Raw genomic sequence first — 19,239 nt, forward strand, 5'->3', positions numbered from 1 at the left:
CCGCCCCGCGCGGCATCCTGCCCGCATTAGCCGGTGACGCCTATGCTGTCCTACCTCTTCCGGCGCGTGGTGTACGCCCTGCCCATCATGGCGGGGGTCGCGCTGCTCTGTTTCCTGTTGATCCATCTGGCGCCGGGCGATCCGCTGGTGTCCATCCTGCCGCCCGATGCGTCCGCTGACCTGCAACGGCAGCTGATGCAGCTGTACGGTTTCGACCGTCCGCTGGTCGAGCAGTTCGCGGGCTGGCTGTGGCGCGCGCTGCATGGCGATCTGGGCACCTCCATCGCCACGGGCCGCCCCGTCGCGGGCGAAGTGCTGAACGCCGTGGGCAACACCTTGCGGCTGGCCTGTCTGGCGACGATGCTGGGCTTTGTCGTCGGGGCGTTCCTGGGCTTCGTGGGCGGCTATTACCGCAATTCGCCGATGGACCGCCTTGCGTCGATCGTGTCGGTCGTCGGCGTCAGCGTGCCGCACTATTGGCTGGGCATGGTGCTGGTCATCGTGTTTTCGACCCAGCTGATGTGGTTGCCGCCGACGGGCGCGGGGCCCGGTGGTTCGGGCGAATGGGCGGCGGACTGGGCGCATTTCCGCCACATGATCCTGCCGGCCGTGACCATGTCGGTGATCCCGATGGGCATCATCGCCCGCACGGTCCGCGCGCTGGTGGCCGAGACCCTGTCGCAGGAATTCGTGGTGGGGCTGCGCGCGCGCGGCCTGACCGACCTGGGCGTCTTCCTGCACGTCGCCAAGAACTGCGCGCCCACCGCGCTGGCCGTGATGGGCCTGCAGCTGGGCTACCTGCTGGGCGGCTCCATCCTGATCGAAACCGTCTTTTCCTGGCCGGGCACGGGCTTTCTGCTCAATGCCGCCATCTTCCAGCGAGACCTGCCGCTGTTGCAGGGAACGATCCTGGTGCTGGCGCTGTTCTTCGTGGTGCTGAACCTGGCCGTCGACATCCTGCAAGGCCTGTTCGACCCGCGCATCGAAAGGAGCTGACCGCATGACCGATTCCCTTGCAAGCCTGGCGGCCGCGCCCGCCGCGGCGCCGGTCGCCCGGTCGCCCGGCTACTGGTCGAACGTGTTGCGCCGCCTGCGTCGCGATCCCGTGGCCGTGGCCGCCGGCGCCATCATCCTGGCGCTGATCCTGATGGCGGTGCTGGCGCCCTGGATCTCTCCCGCCGATCCCTTCCAGGCGTCGATGCTCAAGCGCCTGCGGCCCATCGGCACCGAAGGCTATCCGCTGGGCGCCGACGAGCTGGGCCGCGACATGCTGTCGCGCCTGATGCTGGGCGCGCGGCTGTCGCTGTTCATGGGCATCGTGCCGGTGATCGCGGCCTTTGCCGTGGGCAGCGCCATCGGCATCCTGGCCGGGTACGCGGGCGGCTGGACCAGCACGCTGATCATGCGGGTGGTGGACGTGTTTTACGCCTTTCCGTCCGTACTGCTGGCGATCGCGCTGTCGGGCACGTTGGGGGCGGGCATCTTCAACGCCATCGTGTCGCTGACCATCGTCTTCATCCCGCAGGTCGTGCGCGTGGCCGAGAGCGTCACGGCGCAGGTGCGGCGCAGCGACTATGTCGACGCGGCGCGGGCCTCTGGCGCGTCGCCGTTCACGATCGTGCGGGCGCACGTGCTGTCCAACGTGCTGGGCCCGATCTTCGTGTATTCGACCAGCCTGATCTCGGTGTCCATGATCCTGGCCTCCGGCCTGTCGTTCCTGGGCCTGGGCGTGCGGCCGCCCGAGCCCGAATGGGGGCTGATGCTCAACACGCTGCGTACCGCCATCTACACGCAGCCCTGGGTGGCGGCGTTGCCCGGCGTGATGATCTTCGTCACGTCCATGTCGTTCAACCTGTTTTCCGATGGGCTGCGGTCCGCCATGGAGGTCAAGGAATGAGCGCGTTGATCGAAACGGCACGCGCCGCCCACGACGATGTGGGCGGCCCGGCCCAGCCACTGCTGAGCGTGCGGGGGCTGGTCAAGCACTTCCCGCTCAAGCGGGATCTGTTGTCGCGCAAGCGCGGCGGCAACGCCGTGCGCGCGGTGGACGGCGTGGATTTCGATGTGAAGAAGGGCGAAACCCTGGGTGTCGTCGGCGAGTCCGGCTGCGGCAAGTCAACGACGGCGCGGCTGGTGATGCAGCTGATCGCGCAGGACCGCGGCGAACTGGTGTTCGACGGCGTCGCGGTTGGTTCGCGCGCGCTGGCGCTGCGGGAATTCCGGCGCCAGACGCAAATGGTGTTCCAGGACAGCTATTCGTCGTTGAACCCGCGCATGACCATCGAAGACTCGGTCGCGTTCGGCCCATTGGTGCACGGCACAGCAAAAAGCGACGCCATCGCGGTGGCGCGCGGACTGCTGGGGCGGGTGGGGCTGGACCCGCAGCGATTCGCCGGCCGCTATCCGCACGAGCTGTCGGGCGGCCAGCGCCAGCGCGTGAACATTGCGCGCGCCCTGGCCTTGCACCCGCGGCTTGTCATCCTGGACGAAGCAGTCTCGGCGCTGGATAAATCTGTGGAGGCGCAGGTGCTGAACCTGCTGCTGGACCTGAAGGACGACTTCGGGCTGACGTACCTGTTCATCAGCCACGACCTGAACGTGGTGCGGTACATCTCGGACCGGGTGATGGTCATGTACCTGGGCGAAGTCGTTGAACTGGGCCCCGTCGACCAGGTCTTCGATGCGCCACGCCATCCCTACACGCAAGCGCTGCTGCGGTCCATGCCGTCGATGGAGCCTGGGCAGCGGACCGAATCGGCGCCGCTGTCGGGCGATCCCCCCAATCCCATCGATCCGCCTCCGGGCTGCCGCTTTCATACGCGCTGCGCCCAGGCGCGCGCGGCCTGTGCGCAACAGGCGCCCGTCATGACGCGGCAGGGCGACGGCCATGCCGTGCGTTGCCTGATCCATCAACCCGATTCCGGCTACGCCGCTTCAGGAGCGCTGATATGACGTCCCCCTCGCAACCCCTGGTCAGCATCCGAAACCTGGAAGTTGCTTTCCAGGCCGGGGCGAAGACCGTGCAGGCGCTGAACGGCGTGAACCTGGACGTGGGACGCGGCGAAGCCGTGGCGCTGATCGGCGAATCGGGCTCGGGCAAGAGCGTGACGCTGCGCGCGCTGATGCGCCTGCATCCGGCACGCCGCACGCGCATCCGCGGCCAGATGCAGGTGGACGGGCGCGACGTGCTGGCGATGAGCGCCCGCGAACTGGCGGCGATGCGCGGACCGGTGGTGTCCATGGTGTTCCAGGAACCGCTTCTGGCGCTGGATCCGGTCTATGCCGTCGGCCGCCAGATCGAAGAGATGGTGCGCCGGCATACCGGCAAGACGGCCGCACAGGCGCGCGCGCACGCGCTGGCGCTGTTCGAACGGGTGCGCATCCCCAGCCCGGAGCGCCGCCTGCAGGCGTTCCCGCACGAGATGTCTGGGGGCATGCGGCAGCGCGCCATGATCGCGCTGGCCCTGTCCTGCGATCCCAAAGTGCTGCTTGCCGACGAACCCACCACCGCGCTGGACGCGACCGTTCAGATCCAGATCCTGCTGCTGTTGCGCGAACTGCAGCGGGAACGGGGCCTGTCCATCGTCTTCGTGACGCATGACATCGGGGCGGCGGCCGAAATCGCGGACCGCGTCGCCGTCATGTATGGCGGCCGGATCGTCGAGCAAGGCGCCGTCGCCGACCTGTTGCGCGCGCCGCGTCACCCCTACACGCTGGCCTTGCTGAAGGGCAGGGCGCACGGCGCCATGCGCAAAGGGCAACGGCTTGAAACGATTCCCGGATCTCCGCCTGATCTGGCCGCCTTGCCGCCCGGCTGTTCGTTCGCGCCGCGTTGCAGTCTGGCCCAGCCGCGCTGTCAGGCGGCGGTGCCCGACATCGAACCCGTGGCGCCCGGGCACGAGGTGCGGTGCATCCGCGTGGCCGAGACGGCGTAGGCGGAGCGGCTAAATTTGTTTCAACGTATCACTGGATAATCTGTCCCTGATATGAATTTTCATTCTTGGCCGATAATGCTTGTCGTTGCTCCAAGCAGGACCCTCTATGCGCTGCGTTGCCCGTCGTGTTTCTTTGCCGCTGTTCGCCGTCCTCGCGGCCGTTCTGGCGGGATGTACTTCGCCCAAGCCGGCCTACGAACGAGAGGACTTCACCCAGAACGACGTGTTCTCCCGCACGTTCCCCACCGCCAGCACCACCGCCTGCGACGCAGGCCGCCGCGCGTTGCTGAGCCAGGGGTACAACATCGACCGCTTTGACCAGGCGCGGGTGTCCGGGCACAAGAACTTCCAGGGCGAAGACGGGTTGCATACGCAGATCAATTTCAACATCGACTGCGCCTCGGACGGCAGCGCCAACCAGCGCGCCACGGTGTTCGCCAACGCCGTGCAGGACCGCTATTCGATCAAGCGCACCTCCAGTTCCGCCAGCGTGGGCGTCAGCGTGCTGGGACAGGTGTCGATGCCGTTCGGGTCCAGCGACGATTCGCTGGTGAAGACGGCCAGTCAGACCGTGTCGCGGCCGAAATTCTACGAAGGCTTCTTCCAGCTGTTGCAGCGCTTCCTGCCGGACGCGGAAGCCGCCGCCGCGCCGCACGTGCCGCCGCCGGCCCGCGCCCGCGCCAACGCGCCCAAGCCACCCGCGCCGCCTGCGGATCCGGTGGTCGCGCCGGATGCGCCTGCCGACACCCTCAATCCGGCCTTGGCCAACGGCACCGCGTCGACGGGCGACAAGACGGCGCCGGCAGGGGATACGAACCACCCGGCAGCGCCATCCGTGCCGGGCAATACGGAAGCCGGGGTGGCCGCTTCAGCGCCGGCCGCCGCCGCGGCGACCCCCGCCCCGGCATCCACAAATTCACCGGCCACTTCGGCTGCCGCTACGCCGGCCGCCTCTGGCGTGGCACCCGCCGCGACACCGGCCACTACGTCAGCTACTGCGCCAACCACTGCGCCGGCCACGGCGGCACCGGGCAACTGACGCCTCAAGCGCGCGGCGCCGGTTTTCCTTGGCGCAAACCGGCGCGGCTTCCTGCGGCTCAGGCCGCCCGCAAGCAGCGATAATGCCGGCCATGACATACCAACTTCTCAAGATGGCCCACGTGGCGGCCGTTGTCGCCTGGATCGTCGGTTCGCTGTTCGTCTCGCTGTTCCTGCTGTCGTCGCAGCCGCAAGACGGCGATGACGCGCCGAAGGAACGCAAGATGCTGGGCGCCTTGCGCCGCTGGACGCTGTGGGTGACCACCCCGGCGATGGTCGTCTCGTGGCTGATCGGCCTGCATCTGGCGATGACCTTCGGCTGGTTCGCCATGAACTGGATCTGGATCAAGGTCGGCTGCGCGCTGGCCCTGTCCGCCTTGCTGGGCATCCAGAGCGCCGCGCTGCGCCGGATGGCCAACGGCAGCCCGAAGCGGCCGCCCGCGGTGGACTTCTACGCGCCGCTCACCGTCGTCGCCTGCGCGGTCATCGTGACGCTGGTCGTGGTCAAGCCGTTCTGATCCGGTGCGGGCGGCTTATGCCGCCCGGCCATATCCAAAGACCCCCGTAATAAGGACGCAACGAAGTATTCGTTCGTGGCCGCCGGGGCCATCCCTAGAATCGTCTCTCTCATAACTGCATTGACTTAGAGGCGATTCCATCATGACTACCCGTTTTCTAGGTACGCGCGGCGCGCAGGGCAACCCCGCACCCGTCAAGCGAACGCGCCTTGTCCTTAAAACGTTGCTGGGCGCCGTGCTGGCGTCCGCCGCGATGTTCCATGGCCCGGCGTTTTCCGCCGATCCGAAGCCGCTGAAAGTGGGCGTGCGGGGCGGCGTCGATGAGCAGATCTGGGAAGTGGTGACGCAGGTCGCCAGGAAGAACGGGCTGGCCGTCGAGCCCGTGGTCATCACGGGTACCGCCAGCCCCAACGAAGCGCTGAACAACGGCGACCTGGAAGCCAACGCCTTCCAGCACATCCCTTTCCTGAACGACCAGATCAAGCAGCGCGGCTACAAGCTGGTGCCGGTGGCGAACACGCTGATCTCGCCCATCGCCTTCTATTCAAAGAAGTACAAGTCGCTGAAAGACCTGCCGGACGGCGCCCGCGTCGGCATCCCGAACGACCCCAGCAACCAGACCCGCGCGCTGGTGATCTTGCACGACCAGGGTTTGATCACGCTGAAGGACGGCTTCGATCCGGCGACGGGCACCGCCACGCTGGCCGACGTGACTTCCAATCCGAAGAAGCTGAACTTCGTCGAAAGCGCGTCCGTCGTGCTGGCACGTTCGCTGCCGGACGTGGACACCGCTGCCATCGTCAACAGCTTCGCCTACCAGGCCGGCCTGATCGCCACGCGTGACGGCATCGCGGTGGAGAAGAAGGAAAACAACCCTTACGTGAACATCATTGCCGTGCGCGAGAAGGACAAGAACGCGCCATGGGTGCCCGAACTGATCAAGGCCTATCACTCGGAAGAAGTCCGCCAGTTCATCCTGAGCAAGTACGAAGGCTCCGTGATCCCGGTTTTCTAAGATGCAGCACGAATTCTCCTACCCCGGGCCGTCCGTGGCGGCGGGGGCTCCGCCGGGGCCGGACGCCCATATCGTCTTCGAGGGGCTGCAAAAACGGTATCAAAGCGCGCAGGGCGCGGTGGCGGCGCTGTCCGACGTGTCGTTCCAGGTCGCGCGCGGCGAGGTCTTCGGCATCATCGGGCGCAGCGGCGCGGGCAAGTCCACGTTGCTGCGCTCCATCAACATGCTGGAACGCCCCACTGCCGGCCGCGTGCGGGTGGACGGCGTGGATGTGGGCCAGCTGGACGAGGACGCGCTGGTGGGCCTGCGCCGCCGCATCGGCATGATCTTCCAGCACTTCAACCTGCTCTCCGCCAAGACGGTGGCCGAGAACGTCGCGCTGCCGTTGCGCGTGGCTGGCGTGAAGGCCGGCGCCGCACGCGTGCGGGTCGAGGCCCTGCTGGACATGGTGGGGCTGCGCGACAAGGCGGACGTCTATCCGTCCAAGTTGTCGGGCGGCCAGAAGCAGCGCGTGGGCATCGCGCGCGCGCTGGTGCATCAGCCCGAAATCCTGCTGTGCGACGAAGCCACGTCCGCGCTGGATCCGGAGACCACGCAATCCATCCTGGCCCTGCTGCAGGACATCAACCGCAAACTGGGGCTGACGGTCGTGCTGATCACGCACGACATGGCGGTGATCCGCGAAGTCTGCCATCAGGTGCTGGTGCTGGACGGCGGCCGCAAAGTGGAACAGGGCGAGGTCTGGCGCGTATTCGGCAACCCGCAGGCGGACGCCACGCGTGCCTTGCTGCGCCCGTTGCAGCATGAGTTGCCGGCCGACCTGGCGGCCAGGCTGGTGCCAGACCTGCACGGCCGCGACGGCGTGGCCGTGCTGCGCCTGCGCTTCACGGGGCAGGGGCGGCCGGACGGCGTGTCGCTGCAAGCCTTGGCCGCGATGGGGCCGGGCGCCACGCTGCTGCATGGCGGCCTGGACCGGCTGCGCGGCCATGCGCAGGGCAGCCTGCTGGTGTCGGTGCCCGCCGGCGCATTACGGGAAGAGGCCGCGCGCGCCGCGCTGGTGGCCGATCAGATCAAGGTGCTGGGTTATGTCGCTGCCGATGCTTGATAAATACCTGCAGGCATTCCTGCAGACCCTGGCGATGGTGAGCGTGTCCGCCGTCATCGCCATCGTGGCGGGCCTGGCGCTGGCGGTCGTCCTGACCGTAACCGCGCCGGGCAACCTGTATCCCAGGCCGCGCTTGAACAAGGCGTTGTCGATCACGGTGAACACGTTCCGCGCCATCCCCTTCATCATCCTGCTGGTGGCGATGCTGCCGCTGACGCGTTTCCTGGTGGGCACCACCCTGGGCACGTGGGCGGCGATCGTGCCGCTGTCGGCCAACCTGGTGCCGTTCTTCGCCCGCATCGCGCAGGTCAGCCTGAACGACGTGGACCACGGGCTGGTGGAGGCGGCGCGCGCCATGGGCTGCCGCCGCTGGCATATCGTGCGGCACGTGCTGCTGCCCGAGGCCTTGCCCGGCATCATCGGCGGCATGACGGTCAGCGTCATCGCCATGATCAACGCATCCGCCATGGCGGGCGCGGTCGGCGCGGGCGGGCTGGGCGACCTGGCGATCCGCTATGGCTACGAACGCTATGAAACCCGCGTGATGTTCGAGGTGATCGTGATCCTGATCGCGCTGGTGTCGATCGTGCAGTTCACGGGCGAATGGCTGTCGCGCCGGGCCGACCACAAGCGGTAGGGGGCGGCAATGCGGGCGCGCGGACAAGCCGGGTCAGGGCAGCGCAGAAAGAAGGTTCGTCAGCTGTTGCTTGCCCAGTTGTTCCTGTTCGGCGGACAGCTTGCCGATCGCCGCCATGTGCTGGCGAAACCGGTTCAGGTCGTCGTCGTGGTCGAACAGCAGTTCGTCATGGTCCGCGTACCAGTACTGGCGGTTGTCGTCCAGCAACGTGATCATCTGGCCGAACTCCTGCAAGATGCGCGCTTCCAGCGTCCAGACCTGTTCCAGGCTGGCGTTGCGCTGGGCGAACGAGGCGTTCAGGCGCGTCAGCATCTTCTGCTTTTCCGGTTCGCGGATCGCCAGCGAGCGGATCAGCGCGGGCATGTCTTTCAGCACCTGCAGGCTTTGCTGCTGGTACTTCGGCAGCAGATGCTCGGCCTGCTCAAGAATCATCCGGCTTTCCACCAGGCCGGTGTCGCGCGCCAGCCGGTGCGCGTCCAGCAGCCGGGGCATGCCGATGTCGTTCAGGTCTTGAAGATAGGCCTTGTGCTGCGCCAGCCGTTCGCCGGCGACCGTCTTGATGACGCGTTCGAGTTCGCCATAGAAACCCGTGGCCTTGGGCGTCGGGTCGATGGCGGGCAGGGCCTCGGGCCTGACCTCCGGGTTGCCGACCATCTGGCTCAGGGTGTCGGCGACCTTGCGGATTTCGGTGCTGGCCACCTGTTCCTGCTCGCGCTCGCCGGCATTGCGCACGCCGATCACGACGGCCGACACCAGCACCGCCACGCCGGCGACGAGTGCAACGCGCAACCAGCCTGGCCGCGCGCGCGGGGATTGCAGGGGCTTGTCCTGGGAAATCATGGCGCACCAGCAATTGGGGACATGGTTTTGAATGTAACGCAGTTTTCAGGCAAGGGCGCCAGGCCTTTGCAATAACCGATGACAGGAGTTCAGCAATGTCCGACACCACGCAGCAAGGTTTTGCCACCCGCTCCATCCACTTGGGCTATGACCCGCACGAGGAACAGGGCGCGTTGTCGCCGCCGTTGTACCTGACGTCCACCTACACCCAGGACAGCATCGAGGCCTTCGACCAGATCCGCCTGGGCGAAAAGCAGGGCTATGTCTATGGCCGCACCCGCAACCCGACGCAAGCGCTGCTGGAAGAGCGGCTGGCGTCGCTGGAAGGGGCCGAGGCCGGCGTGGTCACCGCTTCCGGCATGGCGGCCATTTCCGCCACCTTGTTGTCGCTGCTGCAAAGCGGCGACGAGATCGTGGTGGACCAGATTGTCTATGGCACCGCGTTCACGCTGTTCACGCAGGGTTTGAGCCGCTTCGGCATCCACGCCGTGTTTGCCGATTTCACGCGGCCCGAGACCGTCGCCGCCGCCATCGGCCCCAAGACGCGCGCCGTTTACTTCGAAACGCCGGCCAACCCGAACCTGCGCCTGGTCGACATCTCGGCGGTCTCGGCCTTGGCGCGCGGCAAAGGCGTGCTGACCATCGTGGACAACACCTTCGCCACGCCGGTGCTGCAACGCCCGTTGGCGCATGGCGCCGACATCGTGCTGCATTCCGCCACCAAGTACCTGGGCGGCCACGGCGACCTGCTGGCCGGGGCGGTCGTGGGCAGCAAGGCGCATATCGACGCCATCCGGTTGCAGGGATTGCGCTACTTCACGGGGGCGACCTTGTCGCCGTTCACCGCCTTCCTGGTGCTGCGCGGCATCAAGACGCTGGAATTGCGCGTGCAGCGCCACAGCGAATCCGCCTTGAAGGTGGCGAAGCTGCTGCGCGCGCACCGCGCGGTGGCCGACGTGTTCTACCCGGGCCTGGAAGGCACCGCCGGCGCGGACATCGCGCGGCGCCAGCAAGCGTCGGGGGGCGGGCTGGTGGCATTCGAGCTGAAGGGCGGCCTGGCCGCGGGCCGGAACCTGTTGAACAGCCTGAAGCTGGCGCGCATCGCCGTCAGCCTGGGCGACCCTGAAACGCTGATCCAGCATCCCGCGTCGATGACGCATGCCAGCTACACCGCCGAAGACCGTGAGAAGTACGGCTTGTCCGAAGGGTTGCTGCGCCTGTCGGTGGGGCTGGAGACGCCGGACGACATCCTGGCCGATCTCAAGCAGGGTCTGGACCGGGTGTAGGCGGCGGGGCGGCGTCGTCGCGCCGCCATGCGACCCATTCGCCTTCGCCCTCGAAATGCCGCAGGCCGCGGCGGGCGACGGCCTGCCCGGCCCGCAGCACGTCCAGGTCGAGCCCCGGCAAATGGTGCAGGAGGGCGGGCGGCAGATGCGCGGCGTCCAGCACCTGTTCTTCGATGTCCACGCGCATCAGGTCGCCGTCGTCGCAGCGCACGCGCACGAACCACAGGCTTTCCATGTAGTCGCCGTACCAGGGGTCGGGATAGAGCGCGCGGGTGAAGGCGAAGCCGAATTCGTGGACGTCGCGCCAGGGCCAGGATTCCTGCAATCCCATCGCGCGCGCCAGTTCGCTCTGGCGCGTGAAGCCCGCGTCGTCGAAACGCACGGTCTCGCGCAATGGATCTTCAGGGGGCGGCGGGCCGTTCATGAACCGCTTGATGCGTGACCACATGGCAGGAAAATTCTGGATCGGAGGCGGATCGCGCAGTGTAGCGGGACCGTATCTGTAAAAAATGTTACAACCTTTGATTCTCGTCAAATCCACGCCACGGCGCGCGAGTTAGGGTTTCGCCTTTGCCTATTGGGCTTTCTTCGGCCCTCTTTGGCCCCTCGGGCCGCCGGTGATCCGCCGGCCGGCGTGGGTCAGGCGACAAGCGCAGCAAGGACAGGATTCATGACAGACAAGACACCGCAAGCCGAACAAGACGTTGCCGCCACGCCGAAGAAGCGCGTGCGAACCGCCGCCAAACGCACCGCCAGCCCGCGCACCGCCACGGCGCCGCGCCGGCCGCAGCCGGCGCCAGCCGATACGCCGTCCATGCAACCGGTGGTGCAGGCCCGCAAGCGCGTGGTTGCCCGCGAGGTTGCCGCCCGTCAGGAAACCGTGTCGGTGCTGTCCGATATCGCCCGCCGCTACACGGTCGGGCCCGATGCGCAGGCCCACGAAGCCTTGCGTTCCGTGATCGAGGAGCTGTCGCCGGACGACGCCCGCGCCGTGCATCGCGCGCTGCTGGACGCCAATACGCAGGAATCGGGCGGCCGCCGCAATCCCGACGAGGAGCTGGCGACCGATTGGCGAGAAGGCATCTATCCGTATCGCCACCGCATGCTGCGCCGTAATTACGAAAAGCAGAAATACCAGCTGCAGGTCGAGCTGCTGAAGTTGCAAGCCTGGGTCAAGGCGACCGGCCAGCGCGTGGTGATCCTGTTCGAAGGGCGTGATGCAGCCGGCAAGGGCGGCACCATCAAGCGCATGATGGAACACTTGAATCCGCGCGGCGCGCGCGTGGTCGCGCTGGAGAAGCCGTCGGACACCGAAAAGGGCCAATGGTATTTCCAGCGCTACGTGCAGCACCTGCCCACGGCGGGCGAGATCGTGATGTTCGACCGGTCCTGGTACAACCGCGCCGGCGTGGAACGTGTGATGGGTTTCTGCTCGCAGCAGGAGTATCTGGATTTCCTGCGCCAGGTGCCTGATTTCGAGCGCCACCTGGTCAGCAGCGGCATCCACCTGGTCAAATTCTGGTTCTCGGTCAGCCAGGAAGAGCAGCGCCGCCGCTTCCTGCAGCGCAAGGTGCACCCGCTCAAGCAGTGGAAACTGAGCCCCGTGGACCTGGCTTCGCTGGACAAGTGGGACGACTACACGCGCGCCAAGGAAGCGATGTTCGCGCACACTGACACGGCGGATGCGCCGTGGATCGTGGTGAAGTCCGATTGCAAGAAGCGCGCGCGGCTCAATGCCATGCGCTATGTGCTGAGCCGTCTGCCGTACGAAGGCAAGAGCGGCGACGCCGGCATGGCGCTGGACTCGCTGATCGTCGGCCGGGCACTGTAGGCGTTCAGGCGCCCAGCGCTTTCAGGTTCAGCGTGTAGCTGCGGCCGATCCACACGGCGCAGTCGCGGTGGTCGCGCAGCGAATCGCCGGTGTTGGGATGCATGAAGACATCCAGCCCGCCATGGTTCAGGGTCAGCCAGGCCGCGATCTCGGCGAAGTGCGCCGGGACGAACGCGATCTGGTAGCTCCATTGCGGATGTGGGCCGACGGGGCGCTCATGGAAGCGCCTCATTTCCATCTTGCCGTCGAACTGCGCGATCACGCGTTCGCGCAGCGCGAAGGCGGCGTCTCGGCTGGCGGCGTCGAAATACACGTGGGCGTGCCAGCTGGCGATGCGGTCTATGGCGGCTTCGTTCATGGTGTTCTCTTTCAGGTTCAGCCGCCGGCGCGCTTGACGCGGTGGCCGCTTTTCGTGAGGGCGTCGATGATGCGGTCGCAGTGCTCTCCCTGCACTTCGATCACCCCGTCCTTGACTGTTCCGCCCGACCCGCAAGCCGTGCGCAGCTGCTTGCCCAGCACGCCCAGCGCAACCGGATCCATCGCCAGCCCGCGGACCACGGTCACGCTCTTGCCGCCGCGGCCCTTGGTTTCGCGCGATACGCGGGCCACGCCGTCGCCCGCAGGCACGGCGGCGGCCTTGCATTGGCATTGAACAAGCGCTTGCCGGCAAACGGGGCACATGCGGCCGCTTTCGGTGGAATAGACGAGGCCGCCCGTCGCGTTGCGTTTCATGATTTTCCTCGCATCTGGTCGATCAGCCGTCGGTCGCGCTTGGTCGGACGGCCGGTCTCGATCCCCAGTGCGGGTTCCGGCGCCAGGCGCCGCATTTCGGCCGCGCGCGTGCGGGCCGCGATGCTCTCGGGTGTTTCGTCGTACAACAGGCGCGCGGCCGGCGCCGGGCCGCGCACGCCGCTCACCGCTACCACGCGCACGTGCAGCGCCGGATCTTCTTTGCGGATGGTGATCAGATCGCCGGGGGCGACTTCGCGCGACGGTTTGGCGGGCTGGTCGTTCACGGATACCCGGCCTTTGCCGATTTCCTGCACCGCCAAGCTGCGCGTCTTGTAGAAGCGGGCGGCCCAAAGCCACTTGTCGAGTCGAATCTTGTCCATCTTGCCTGTCCGTGCGGAAATCTGCTTCAAGCCATGATGATAGCCGCGCCAGCCGCGCCGGACGGGCGGCGCCGGGCGAAAAAAAAGCGGCGCCCTTTCGAGCGCCGCAAAACCGGCTATCCGGCGACCGGGCCGGGCGGCCCGGCAGGTCTCAATCCAGCTTCAGGCCCGCTTCCTTCACCACGCGCTGCCACTTGGCGATTTCGGCGCGGCGGAACGTGTCCAGTTCGGCGGGCGTCGAGCCGATGGGCTCCGCGCCGATGCCGGCCAATTGCTCGGCGATGGCGGGATCCTTCAGCACCTTGGCCAGCGCCTGCGATACCTGGTCGACGATCGCGGGGGGCGTGCCGGCGGGCGCGAACACGGCGTTCCATTCATATGTCTCGTAGCCCGGCACGCCCGATTCGGCGATGGTCGGCAGGTCGGGGGCGGTCTTGGAACGTTCCGAACCCCCGACGGCCACGGCCCGCAGCTTGCCGTTCTTCACGTGCTGCCACGCCGAGCCCATGCTGGCGAACATCACGGGCACCTGGCCGGACATGACGTCGATCATGGCGGGGCCGCCGCCCTTGTAGGCGACGTGCTGCAACTGCGTCTTGGCCAGCAGATTGAACAGTTCGCCGGCCAGGTGCTGCGCCGAGCCGGGGCCGGCCGACGCGAAGTACACGTGGTCCTTGGCGCCGGGTTGGCCCAGCCTGATCAGGTCGGCAACCGTCTTGACCTCGTAGGACGGCGTGACGACCAGCACGTTCGGCACGCGCAGCAGCAGCGAGACGGGCGCGAACGCGGTCAGCGTGTCGAACTGCATCTTCGGATGCAGCGCGGGATTCTGCGCGTGGTTGGAGGCGTCCAGCATCAAGGTGTAGCCGTCGGGCTGCGCCTTGGCCACGACCGCGCCGCCGATCATGCCGCCGGCGCCGCCACGGTTTTCAATGACCACGGGCTGGCCCAGTTCGGCCGCCAGTTTGGGGCCGATCAGGCGGGCCACCACGTCCACGGTGCCGCCCGGCGGATAGGTCACGACCAGCGTGACGGCGCGTTCGGGGTAGGCGGCGGATGCGGCGCCAGCGGCGCCGGCCAACAGGCCGGCGGCCATCAGCAGGCCGCTGCGGCGCGCCAGGCGTTGGATCATGGGGGTCATGGGTTGTCTCCTTGGAATTGGAACAGCTGCAACGGGGTGCCGGCAAGCACGGCACGCCGTTGCGTGGGGTCGTCGATCCAGGCGTCCAGCCATTGCGTTGCGGCAGGGTAGGACGCCAGGTGGCGATGTTCGGTATGGGGCCAGTCGCTGCCCCACATCAGGCGGTCGGCGGAATAGGCGGTTAGCAGCAGCTGCGTGGCCTGCCGGCCGGACGCGGCGCAGTCCGCCGCCTGCCAGTTGCGGTAGGGCGCGGACAGCTTGACCCACACGCGGCCGCTATCCGCCTGTTGCAGCAGGTACCGGAAGCCGGGGTCAGACACGCCCAGCGCCGGGTCGGGGCGACCGAAGTGGTCGACGACCAGGCGGCACCCGGCCGCCAGCAGGGCAGGCACGATGTCCGGCAGGCGTGCCGCCTGCAGGTGGACTTCCACGTGCCAGCCCAGCGCATTCACGCGGGCAAGCAGCGCCTGCCAGCCGGGCGCGGCCAGCTCGGGCAAGTCCAGGCCGATCAGGTTTAGCCGGATGCCGGCCACGCCGGCGTCGGCCAGGGCTTGCAATTCGGCGTCCGCGATGCCCGGGGCGATCACCGCCACGCCGCGCAGGCGGCCAGGCGCGGCGCGCAGGGCGTCAAGCAGGTAGCGGTTGTCGGTGCCCAGGAAGCTGGGCTGCACCAGCACGCCATGGCTGAATCCGTGCGCGTCCAGCAGCGCCAGGTAGTCCGCCGGCGTGGCGTCGTAGTCAGGGGTGTGGCGGCGCGTGTCGGCAAGCGCCAGGCCTTGCTGGAACACGTGTGCGTGGGTGTCGACGGCGGCGCCGGTCGCGAGCGGGGGCAATGCAGTCTCCTGTTCTGTACGCGGACACGGCCCGCGCTGTTCTATAAGGCGGGATTCTAAGAAGTCGATGTATAGTTTTCTATTGTAGAAAATCGATTTATATATATCGGAATGATATGGAAACCCGGCACCTGCGTTACTTCCTGGCGGTCGTGGACCACGGCAGCGTCAGCCGCGCGTCGGAATGGCTGGGGATTGCGCAACCCGCGTTGAGCCAGACGCTGGGCCGCATGGAGAAGGACTTGGGCGTGCGCCTGTTCGAGCGATCGCGTCAGGGTGCCGCGCCCACGCCCGCCGCCCTGGCGATTCTGGAAGACGTGCGCACCAGCGTGGCGCGGATCGACGCGGCGGCGCAGCGGGCACGCGAGATCGGCCGGGGCAGCGCGGGGCAGTTGACGGTGGGCCTGGTGTCATCGGCCCTGTTCGACACCTTGCCGCGCGCGCTGCGCGAGATGCGGCGCCAGGCGCCGGGCGTGCGCGTGATCCTGCGCGAGATGAGCAACGCCGAGCAGGCTGAAGCCCTGCAGACGGGCGAGATCGACATCGGGCTGATGCACACCCCCGTCGCCGTGGGCGGGCGCATGCGTGAACGGCAGCTGCTGCGTGACCGCCTGGTGGCCGCGGTGCCGGACGAGTTCGTCGTGGCCGAGGACGGGCAGGTGACGATGGCGCAGATCGCGCAAGCGGGGCTGGTGATGTATCCGCAGGCGCAGCTGCCGGCGTTCTACGCGGGCATCCTGGACGCGATGCGCAAGGGCGGGCACGACGCCCAGGTGGCGCAGGAAGCCAACCGGACGCTCACCGTCCTGTCGTGCGTGGCGGGCGGGTGCGGCGTGGCGCTCTTGCCCAGCTGGATCCGGACGATGAATTTCGGCGGCGTGCGGTTCTGCGAAGTGCGCGATGGCCAGGGCCTGCCCAGTTTCGACCTGAGCGCTATCTGGCCGGCGCGTTCAGTGCCGACGCTGGCCGACCTGTTCGCCAATCTGGACCTCGGTTCGCGCTGAATTTGTCTTGCCTTTCATTGCGCATTCAGCGTCCCTTTCAGAACGCTTAAGCCTGGCTTAAAACGGCATTTTCTTTGGAACCCGGGCCATCCGCCCCGTCTAACCAGAAACGGTTTTTCGGGGAGCTTGCCCATGGATCTGAACTGGCAGCAACAATTGGCGGAAAGCGCGCTGTGGCTGGTGCGCGCGTTCGCCATCACGGCCGTCGCGACGGCCGTGATGGCGGTGGTCTTCGCACGCACCACCGATTGGGGCCGCAAGTTCTGGCGCCTGGCGTGGCCCTACCTGACGCCGCGGCGTAGTTGGCGGCCCTTGCTGATGCTGGCGCTGCTGCTGTTCCTGGCGATGGCCGCGGTGCGCATGACCGTGCTGTTCTCGTTTTGGTACAACGGCTTCTACAGCGCGCTGCAAGCGCTGGACCCGTCCGCCTTCTGGCGTTTCCTGGGCATCTTCTCGATACTGGCCTGTGTGCACGTCGTGCGCTCGCTTGCCGACAGCTATGCCGGCCAGTCGTTCGATATCCATTGGCGCGTGTGGCTGAACGACCGCCTGACGCGCGATTGGCTGGGCGCGGGCGCGTACTACCGCGGCCACTTCGTCGACGCGCCCGTCGACAACCCCGATCAACGCATCGAGCAGGACATCGCGATGTTCGTCACCGGATCGCGCACGCTGGCCATCGGCGCGCTCAGCGCGGTGGTGTCGCTGGTGGCGTTCACCGGCATCCTGTGGGGCTTGTCCGGCCCCTTGTCGGTCGGCGGCATCGACATTCCCCGCGCCATGGTGTTCGTGGTCTTCCTGTATGTGATCGTCGCGACGTGGTTCGCCTTCAAGATCGGCCGGCCGCTGATCCAACTGAGCTTCCTGTCCGAACGGCTGACCGCCAACTTCCGCTATGCCCTGGTCCGCCTGCGCGAGAACGCCGAGAACGTGGCGTTCTATCAGGGCGAAGCGGCGGAGCGGGCGACGTTGTGGACGCGTTTCACGGCCTACATCGCGAACTTGTGGGCACGGGTCTACCGGGGCCTGAAGTTCGACGGCTTCAACCTGTCGGTCAGCCAGGTCGCGGTGGTGTTTCCCTTCATCCTGCAGGCGCCGCGCTTTTTCAGCGGTGCGATCAAGCTGGGCGACGTGATGCAGACGTCGCAGGCGTTCGGCCAGGTGCAGGATTCGCTGTCGTTCTTTCGGACGTCCTACGACACCTTCGCGCAATACCGTGCCACGCTGGACCGGCTGAACGGGTTCCTGGATGCCAACGAGGCGGCGCGTGACCTGCCGTCCGTGCGGACCGAGACGTTGCCGGATGGGATGGACATCGACGGGGTCACGGTGACGCGGCCCGACGGCAGCATGCTGCTGCGCGAATTGCATCTGCGGATGCGCCCGGGGCAGGCCTTGTTGATCAAGGGGCCGTCGGGCAGCGGCAAGACGACCTTGCTGCGTGCGTTGGCCGGGTTGTGGCCTTATGCGCAAGGCCAGGTGCGGCGGCCGCAGGGCGCATCGGCGCTGTTCCTGTCGCAGCGGCCCTATCTGCCGCTGGGCGATCTGCGCGGGGCGGTCGCCTATCCGGGGCAGGCGCAGCCGCAAGACGACGCGCGTCTGGCCGACGCGTTGCGGCAAGTCAATCTGGGGCATCTGGCGAATCGGTTGGACGAGGTCGCGGACTGGTCCCGCATCCTGTCCTTGGGCGAGCAGCAGCGCGTGGCGTTTGCGCGCGTGCTGTTCAATCGGCCGGCCATCGTGTTCCTGGACGAGGCGACCTCGGCAACCGATGAAGGCCTGGAACACATGCTGTACAGCCTGCTGCGCAGCGCATTGCCCGATTGCATGCTGGTCAGCGTGGGCCATCGCAGCACGCTGGACCCGTTCCACACGCATCGGCTGGTGCTGGACGGCGCGGGCAACTGGACGGCGGGGCCGATGGCGCCGCCGGCCGCCGGCACGGCATTGCGCGCCGCGGCCTGAGGGGAGCGGTTCAGGTACCCATGCGCAACGGGCCGGTCAGCTTGCGCAGCGCGGCGACGACGCTTTGCGCCGTGATGCGGCCCGTCTTGGGGTTGGCCGACGGAATGTTCTGGATCTCCATCGAGAACGATGCCGAATCGGACACCACTTCCACGCGATGGATATTGCGTTCCAGCGACGGGTCGGCCCAGATTTCCAACGTGGTGCGGTCGGGCCCGATGCCCGCCAGCGACACGCTGACCGCCACGTTCAGGTTGGCCGGAAAGCCCACCGCGGCCTCGCGCGGCGAACCGCGGAAGATCAGGCGCGGTTCGGTGATGTTCGCGATGTCGATGTTGTTGTCGGTCAGGTAGGGCGCGCCCAGCAAACCGCGCACGGGCTTGCGGGTGATCATCGTGACGGAGTGGATGACGCCTTCGGCGGCGGCCGTGATGGCGTCCAGGCCCAGAATGGCGCCCGACGGCACGATGATCTGGCCATGATGCTGGCGCGCCAGCTCGATCAGGTCGTCGTGGCGCAGCAGGGCGCCGGAACTCAGCACCACCATCTTCTTGCCGTTGCGCAACACGGGTTCGGCGATGTCGCGGAACACCGCGGCGGGCGCGCATTCCACCACCACGTCGCAATGTTCATGCAAGGCGTCGAGGGTGGTGAAGGCCGGGGCCGCTTGCGTCCACGCGAAGGCGGGCGGGGCCTTGGGGTCGCGCACGGCGACAGCGGCCAGGGTCAGGCCGGGCAGGCCGGCATCCAGGGATTGCGCCACGGCTTGGCCGATGGCGCCGAAGCCGGCGATGCCGACGCGGTAGCTGTTCATAAGGGTCCAGAGGAAGCTGGGAAAAGGGCGCGGCGGGCCGCGGACGATTCAAGGCGAATGCGCGCCGATGACGGCGCAGGGCTGCCGGCCACTGTAGCGACGGTGCCGGCAGGCGTCAATGCGGAATGGCCGCAGGGCGCGGCGGGCGTGCTTCAACGGTGTGCT

21 protein-coding genes are annotated in these 19,239 nt (G+C 67.4%); 13 read left to right on the forward strand and 8 right to left on the reverse strand.

The annotated features are described in order from the left end of the window. The first annotated feature begins 42 nt into the window (after positions 1-42). The 9 genes from A9973_RS07455 (at position 43) to A9973_RS07495 (ending at position 8,248) form a co-directional block, all read left to right on the forward strand. Complete coding sequence (locus A9973_RS07455) at positions 43-996, forward strand: ABC transporter permease (protein WP_183013084.1); 954 nt, start codon at positions 43-45, stop codon at positions 994-996. A gap of 4 nt (positions 997-1,000) precedes the next feature. Then, the gene (locus A9973_RS07460) at positions 1,001-1,897 is read left to right on the forward strand and encodes an ABC transporter permease (RefSeq protein ID WP_183013085.1); all 897 of its coding nucleotides are present in this window, start codon (positions 1,001-1,003) and stop codon (positions 1,895-1,897) included. After that, on the forward strand, positions 1,894-2,952 hold the full coding sequence (locus tag A9973_RS07465) for an ABC transporter ATP-binding protein (RefSeq protein WP_183013086.1): 1,059 nt from the start codon (positions 1,894-1,896) through the stop codon (positions 2,950-2,952). The genes A9973_RS07460 and A9973_RS07465 overlap by 4 nt, the downstream gene beginning before the upstream one ends. Then, a complete protein-coding gene (locus tag A9973_RS07470) occupies positions 2,949-3,935 on the forward strand; it encodes an ABC transporter ATP-binding protein (protein WP_183013087.1) in 987 nt (328 codons plus the stop codon). The genes A9973_RS07465 and A9973_RS07470 overlap by 4 nt, the downstream gene beginning before the upstream one ends. A gap of 106 nt (positions 3,936-4,041) precedes the next feature. Next, positions 4,042-4,974, forward strand: a complete 933-nt coding sequence (locus tag A9973_RS07475) for a DUF2242 domain-containing protein (RefSeq protein ID WP_183013088.1) — start codon at positions 4,042-4,044, stop codon at positions 4,972-4,974. 91 nt (positions 4,975-5,065) lie between these two features. Beyond that, complete coding sequence (locus A9973_RS07480; RefSeq protein WP_255469052.1) at positions 5,066-5,491, forward strand: CopD family protein; 426 nt, start codon at positions 5,066-5,068, stop codon at positions 5,489-5,491. 253 nt (positions 5,492-5,744) lie between these two features. After that, positions 5,745-6,506, forward strand: a complete 762-nt coding sequence (locus A9973_RS07485) for a MetQ/NlpA family ABC transporter substrate-binding protein (protein WP_255469085.1) — start codon at positions 5,745-5,747, stop codon at positions 6,504-6,506. Between the two features lies 1 nt (position 6,507). Further along, positions 6,508-7,611 carry a methionine ABC transporter ATP-binding protein gene (locus A9973_RS07490; RefSeq protein WP_183013091.1) on the forward strand — a complete coding sequence of 368 codons (1,104 nt, stop codon included), beginning with the start codon at positions 6,508-6,510 and terminating at the stop codon, positions 7,609-7,611. Continuing rightward, a complete protein-coding gene (locus tag A9973_RS07495) occupies positions 7,592-8,248 on the forward strand; it encodes a methionine ABC transporter permease (RefSeq protein ID WP_183013092.1) in 657 nt (218 codons plus the stop codon). The genes A9973_RS07490 and A9973_RS07495 overlap by 20 nt, the downstream gene beginning before the upstream one ends. Positions 8,249-8,281: 33 nt before the next feature. Here A9973_RS07495 and A9973_RS07500 read toward each other — a convergent pair whose 3' ends face one another. Then, complete coding sequence (locus A9973_RS07500; RefSeq protein ID WP_183013093.1) at positions 8,282-9,088, reverse strand: hypothetical protein; 807 nt, start codon at positions 9,086-9,088, stop codon at positions 8,282-8,284. Between the two features lie 95 nt (positions 9,089-9,183). Here A9973_RS07500 and A9973_RS07505 point away from each other — a divergent pair, with 95 nt between their 5' ends. Then, positions 9,184-10,374, forward strand: coding sequence for a PLP-dependent aspartate aminotransferase family protein (locus A9973_RS07505; protein WP_183013094.1), 1,191 nt, complete (start codon positions 9,184-9,186; stop codon positions 10,372-10,374). On the opposite strand, the gene A9973_RS07510 is transcribed toward A9973_RS07505, so the two are convergent. Next, on the reverse strand, positions 10,349-10,822 hold the full coding sequence (locus tag A9973_RS07510) for a hypothetical protein (protein ID WP_183013095.1): 474 nt from the start codon (positions 10,820-10,822) through the stop codon (positions 10,349-10,351). The two genes, A9973_RS07505 and A9973_RS07510, sit on opposite strands and share 26 nt — an antisense overlap. A gap of 222 nt (positions 10,823-11,044) precedes the next feature. On the opposite strand from A9973_RS07510, the gene ppk2 reads away from it, so the two are divergent. Further along, positions 11,045-12,205 (forward strand): polyphosphate kinase 2, encoded by a 1,161-nt coding sequence (ppk2, locus tag A9973_RS07515; protein WP_183013096.1) that lies wholly within the window; start codon positions 11,045-11,047, stop codon positions 12,203-12,205. A gap of 4 nt (positions 12,206-12,209) precedes the next feature. Here ppk2 and A9973_RS07520 read toward each other — a convergent pair whose 3' ends face one another. From A9973_RS07520 to A9973_RS07540, 5 genes are all read right to left on the reverse strand, one after another. Further along, entirely contained in the window at positions 12,210-12,563 is a 354-nt protein-coding gene (locus A9973_RS07520) for a DOPA 4,5-dioxygenase family protein (protein WP_183013097.1), read from the reverse strand. A 17-nt stretch (positions 12,564-12,580) separates the two neighbouring features. After that, positions 12,581-12,937, reverse strand: a complete 357-nt coding sequence (locus tag A9973_RS07525; protein ID WP_183013098.1) for a translation initiation factor Sui1 — start codon at positions 12,935-12,937, stop codon at positions 12,581-12,583. Next, positions 12,934-13,317 (reverse strand): RNA-binding S4 domain-containing protein, encoded by a 384-nt coding sequence (locus A9973_RS07530; RefSeq protein WP_183013099.1) that lies wholly within the window; start codon positions 13,315-13,317, stop codon positions 12,934-12,936. The genes A9973_RS07525 and A9973_RS07530 overlap by 4 nt, the downstream gene beginning before the upstream one ends. A gap of 151 nt (positions 13,318-13,468) precedes the next feature. Then, a complete protein-coding gene (locus A9973_RS07535; protein WP_183013100.1) occupies positions 13,469-14,458 on the reverse strand; it encodes a tripartite tricarboxylate transporter substrate binding protein in 990 nt (329 codons plus the stop codon). Then, entirely contained in the window at positions 14,455-15,291 is an 837-nt protein-coding gene (locus A9973_RS07540; protein ID WP_183013101.1) for an amidohydrolase, read from the reverse strand. The genes A9973_RS07535 and A9973_RS07540 overlap by 4 nt, the downstream gene beginning before the upstream one ends. Before the next feature lie 116 nt (positions 15,292-15,407). Here A9973_RS07540 and A9973_RS07545 point away from each other — a divergent pair, with 116 nt between their 5' ends. Then, positions 15,408-16,295, forward strand: coding sequence for a LysR family transcriptional regulator (locus tag A9973_RS07545; protein ID WP_183013102.1), 888 nt, complete (start codon positions 15,408-15,410; stop codon positions 16,293-16,295). A gap of 132 nt (positions 16,296-16,427) precedes the next feature. After that, positions 16,428-18,260 carry an ABC transporter ATP-binding protein/permease gene (locus tag A9973_RS07550; protein ID WP_183013103.1) on the forward strand — a complete coding sequence of 611 codons (1,833 nt, stop codon included), beginning with the start codon at positions 16,428-16,430 and terminating at the stop codon, positions 18,258-18,260. 10 nt (positions 18,261-18,270) lie between these two features. Here the strand turns inward: A9973_RS07550 and A9973_RS07555 are convergent, their stop codons facing one another. After that, positions 18,271-19,074 carry an aspartate dehydrogenase gene (locus A9973_RS07555; RefSeq protein WP_183013104.1) on the reverse strand — a complete coding sequence of 268 codons (804 nt, stop codon included), beginning with the start codon at positions 19,072-19,074 and terminating at the stop codon, positions 18,271-18,273. Between the last annotated feature and the right edge of the window lie 165 nt (positions 19,075-19,239).

Source organism: Achromobacter sp. UMC46 (assembly GCF_014170335.1).
GTDB lineage: Bacteria > Pseudomonadota > Gammaproteobacteria > Burkholderiales > Burkholderiaceae_B > Achromobacter.

Bases quoted from the DNA above. Each gene is read 5' to 3' on its own strand.
- A9973_RS07455 (WP_183013084.1), top strand. From the start codon at position 43: ATGCTGTCCTACCTCTTCCGGCGCGTGGTGTACGCCCTGCCCATCATG.
- A9973_RS07460 (WP_183013085.1), top strand. From the start codon at position 1,001: ATGACCGATTCCCTTGCAAGCCTGGCGGCCGCGCCCGCCGCGGCGCCG.
- A9973_RS07465 (WP_183013086.1), top strand. From the start codon at position 1,894: ATGAGCGCGTTGATCGAAACGGCACGCGCCGCCCACGACGATGTGGGC.
- A9973_RS07470 (WP_183013087.1), top strand. From the start codon at position 2,949: ATGACGTCCCCCTCGCAACCCCTGGTCAGCATCCGAAACCTGGAAGTT.
- A9973_RS07475 (WP_183013088.1), top strand. From the start codon at position 4,042: ATGCGCTGCGTTGCCCGTCGTGTTTCTTTGCCGCTGTTCGCCGTCCTC.
- A9973_RS07480 (WP_255469052.1), top strand. From the start codon at position 5,066: ATGACATACCAACTTCTCAAGATGGCCCACGTGGCGGCCGTTGTCGCC.
- A9973_RS07485 (WP_255469085.1), top strand. From the start codon at position 5,745: ATGTTCCATGGCCCGGCGTTTTCCGCCGATCCGAAGCCGCTGAAAGTG.
- A9973_RS07490 (WP_183013091.1), top strand. From the start codon at position 6,508: ATGCAGCACGAATTCTCCTACCCCGGGCCGTCCGTGGCGGCGGGGGCT.
- A9973_RS07495 (WP_183013092.1), top strand. From the start codon at position 7,592: ATGTCGCTGCCGATGCTTGATAAATACCTGCAGGCATTCCTGCAGACC.
- A9973_RS07500 (WP_183013093.1), bottom strand. From the start codon at position 9,088: ATGATTTCCCAGGACAAGCCCCTGCAATCCCCGCGCGCGCGGCCAGGC.
- A9973_RS07505 (WP_183013094.1), top strand. From the start codon at position 9,184: ATGTCCGACACCACGCAGCAAGGTTTTGCCACCCGCTCCATCCACTTG.
- A9973_RS07510 (WP_183013095.1), bottom strand. From the start codon at position 10,822: ATGTGGTCACGCATCAAGCGGTTCATGAACGGCCCGCCGCCCCCTGAA.
- ppk2 (WP_183013096.1), top strand. From the start codon at position 11,045: ATGACAGACAAGACACCGCAAGCCGAACAAGACGTTGCCGCCACGCCG.
- A9973_RS07520 (WP_183013097.1), bottom strand. From the start codon at position 12,563: ATGAACGAAGCCGCCATAGACCGCATCGCCAGCTGGCACGCCCACGTG.
- A9973_RS07525 (WP_183013098.1), bottom strand. From the start codon at position 12,937: ATGAAACGCAACGCGACGGGCGGCCTCGTCTATTCCACCGAAAGCGGC.
- A9973_RS07530 (WP_183013099.1), bottom strand. From the start codon at position 13,317: ATGGACAAGATTCGACTCGACAAGTGGCTTTGGGCCGCCCGCTTCTAC.
- A9973_RS07535 (WP_183013100.1), bottom strand. From the start codon at position 14,458: ATGACCCCCATGATCCAACGCCTGGCGCGCCGCAGCGGCCTGCTGATG.
- A9973_RS07545 (WP_183013102.1), top strand. From the start codon at position 15,408: ATGGAAACCCGGCACCTGCGTTACTTCCTGGCGGTCGTGGACCACGGC.
- A9973_RS07550 (WP_183013103.1), top strand. From the start codon at position 16,428: ATGGATCTGAACTGGCAGCAACAATTGGCGGAAAGCGCGCTGTGGCTG.
- A9973_RS07555 (WP_183013104.1), bottom strand. From the start codon at position 19,074: ATGAACAGCTACCGCGTCGGCATCGCCGGCTTCGGCGCCATCGGCCAA.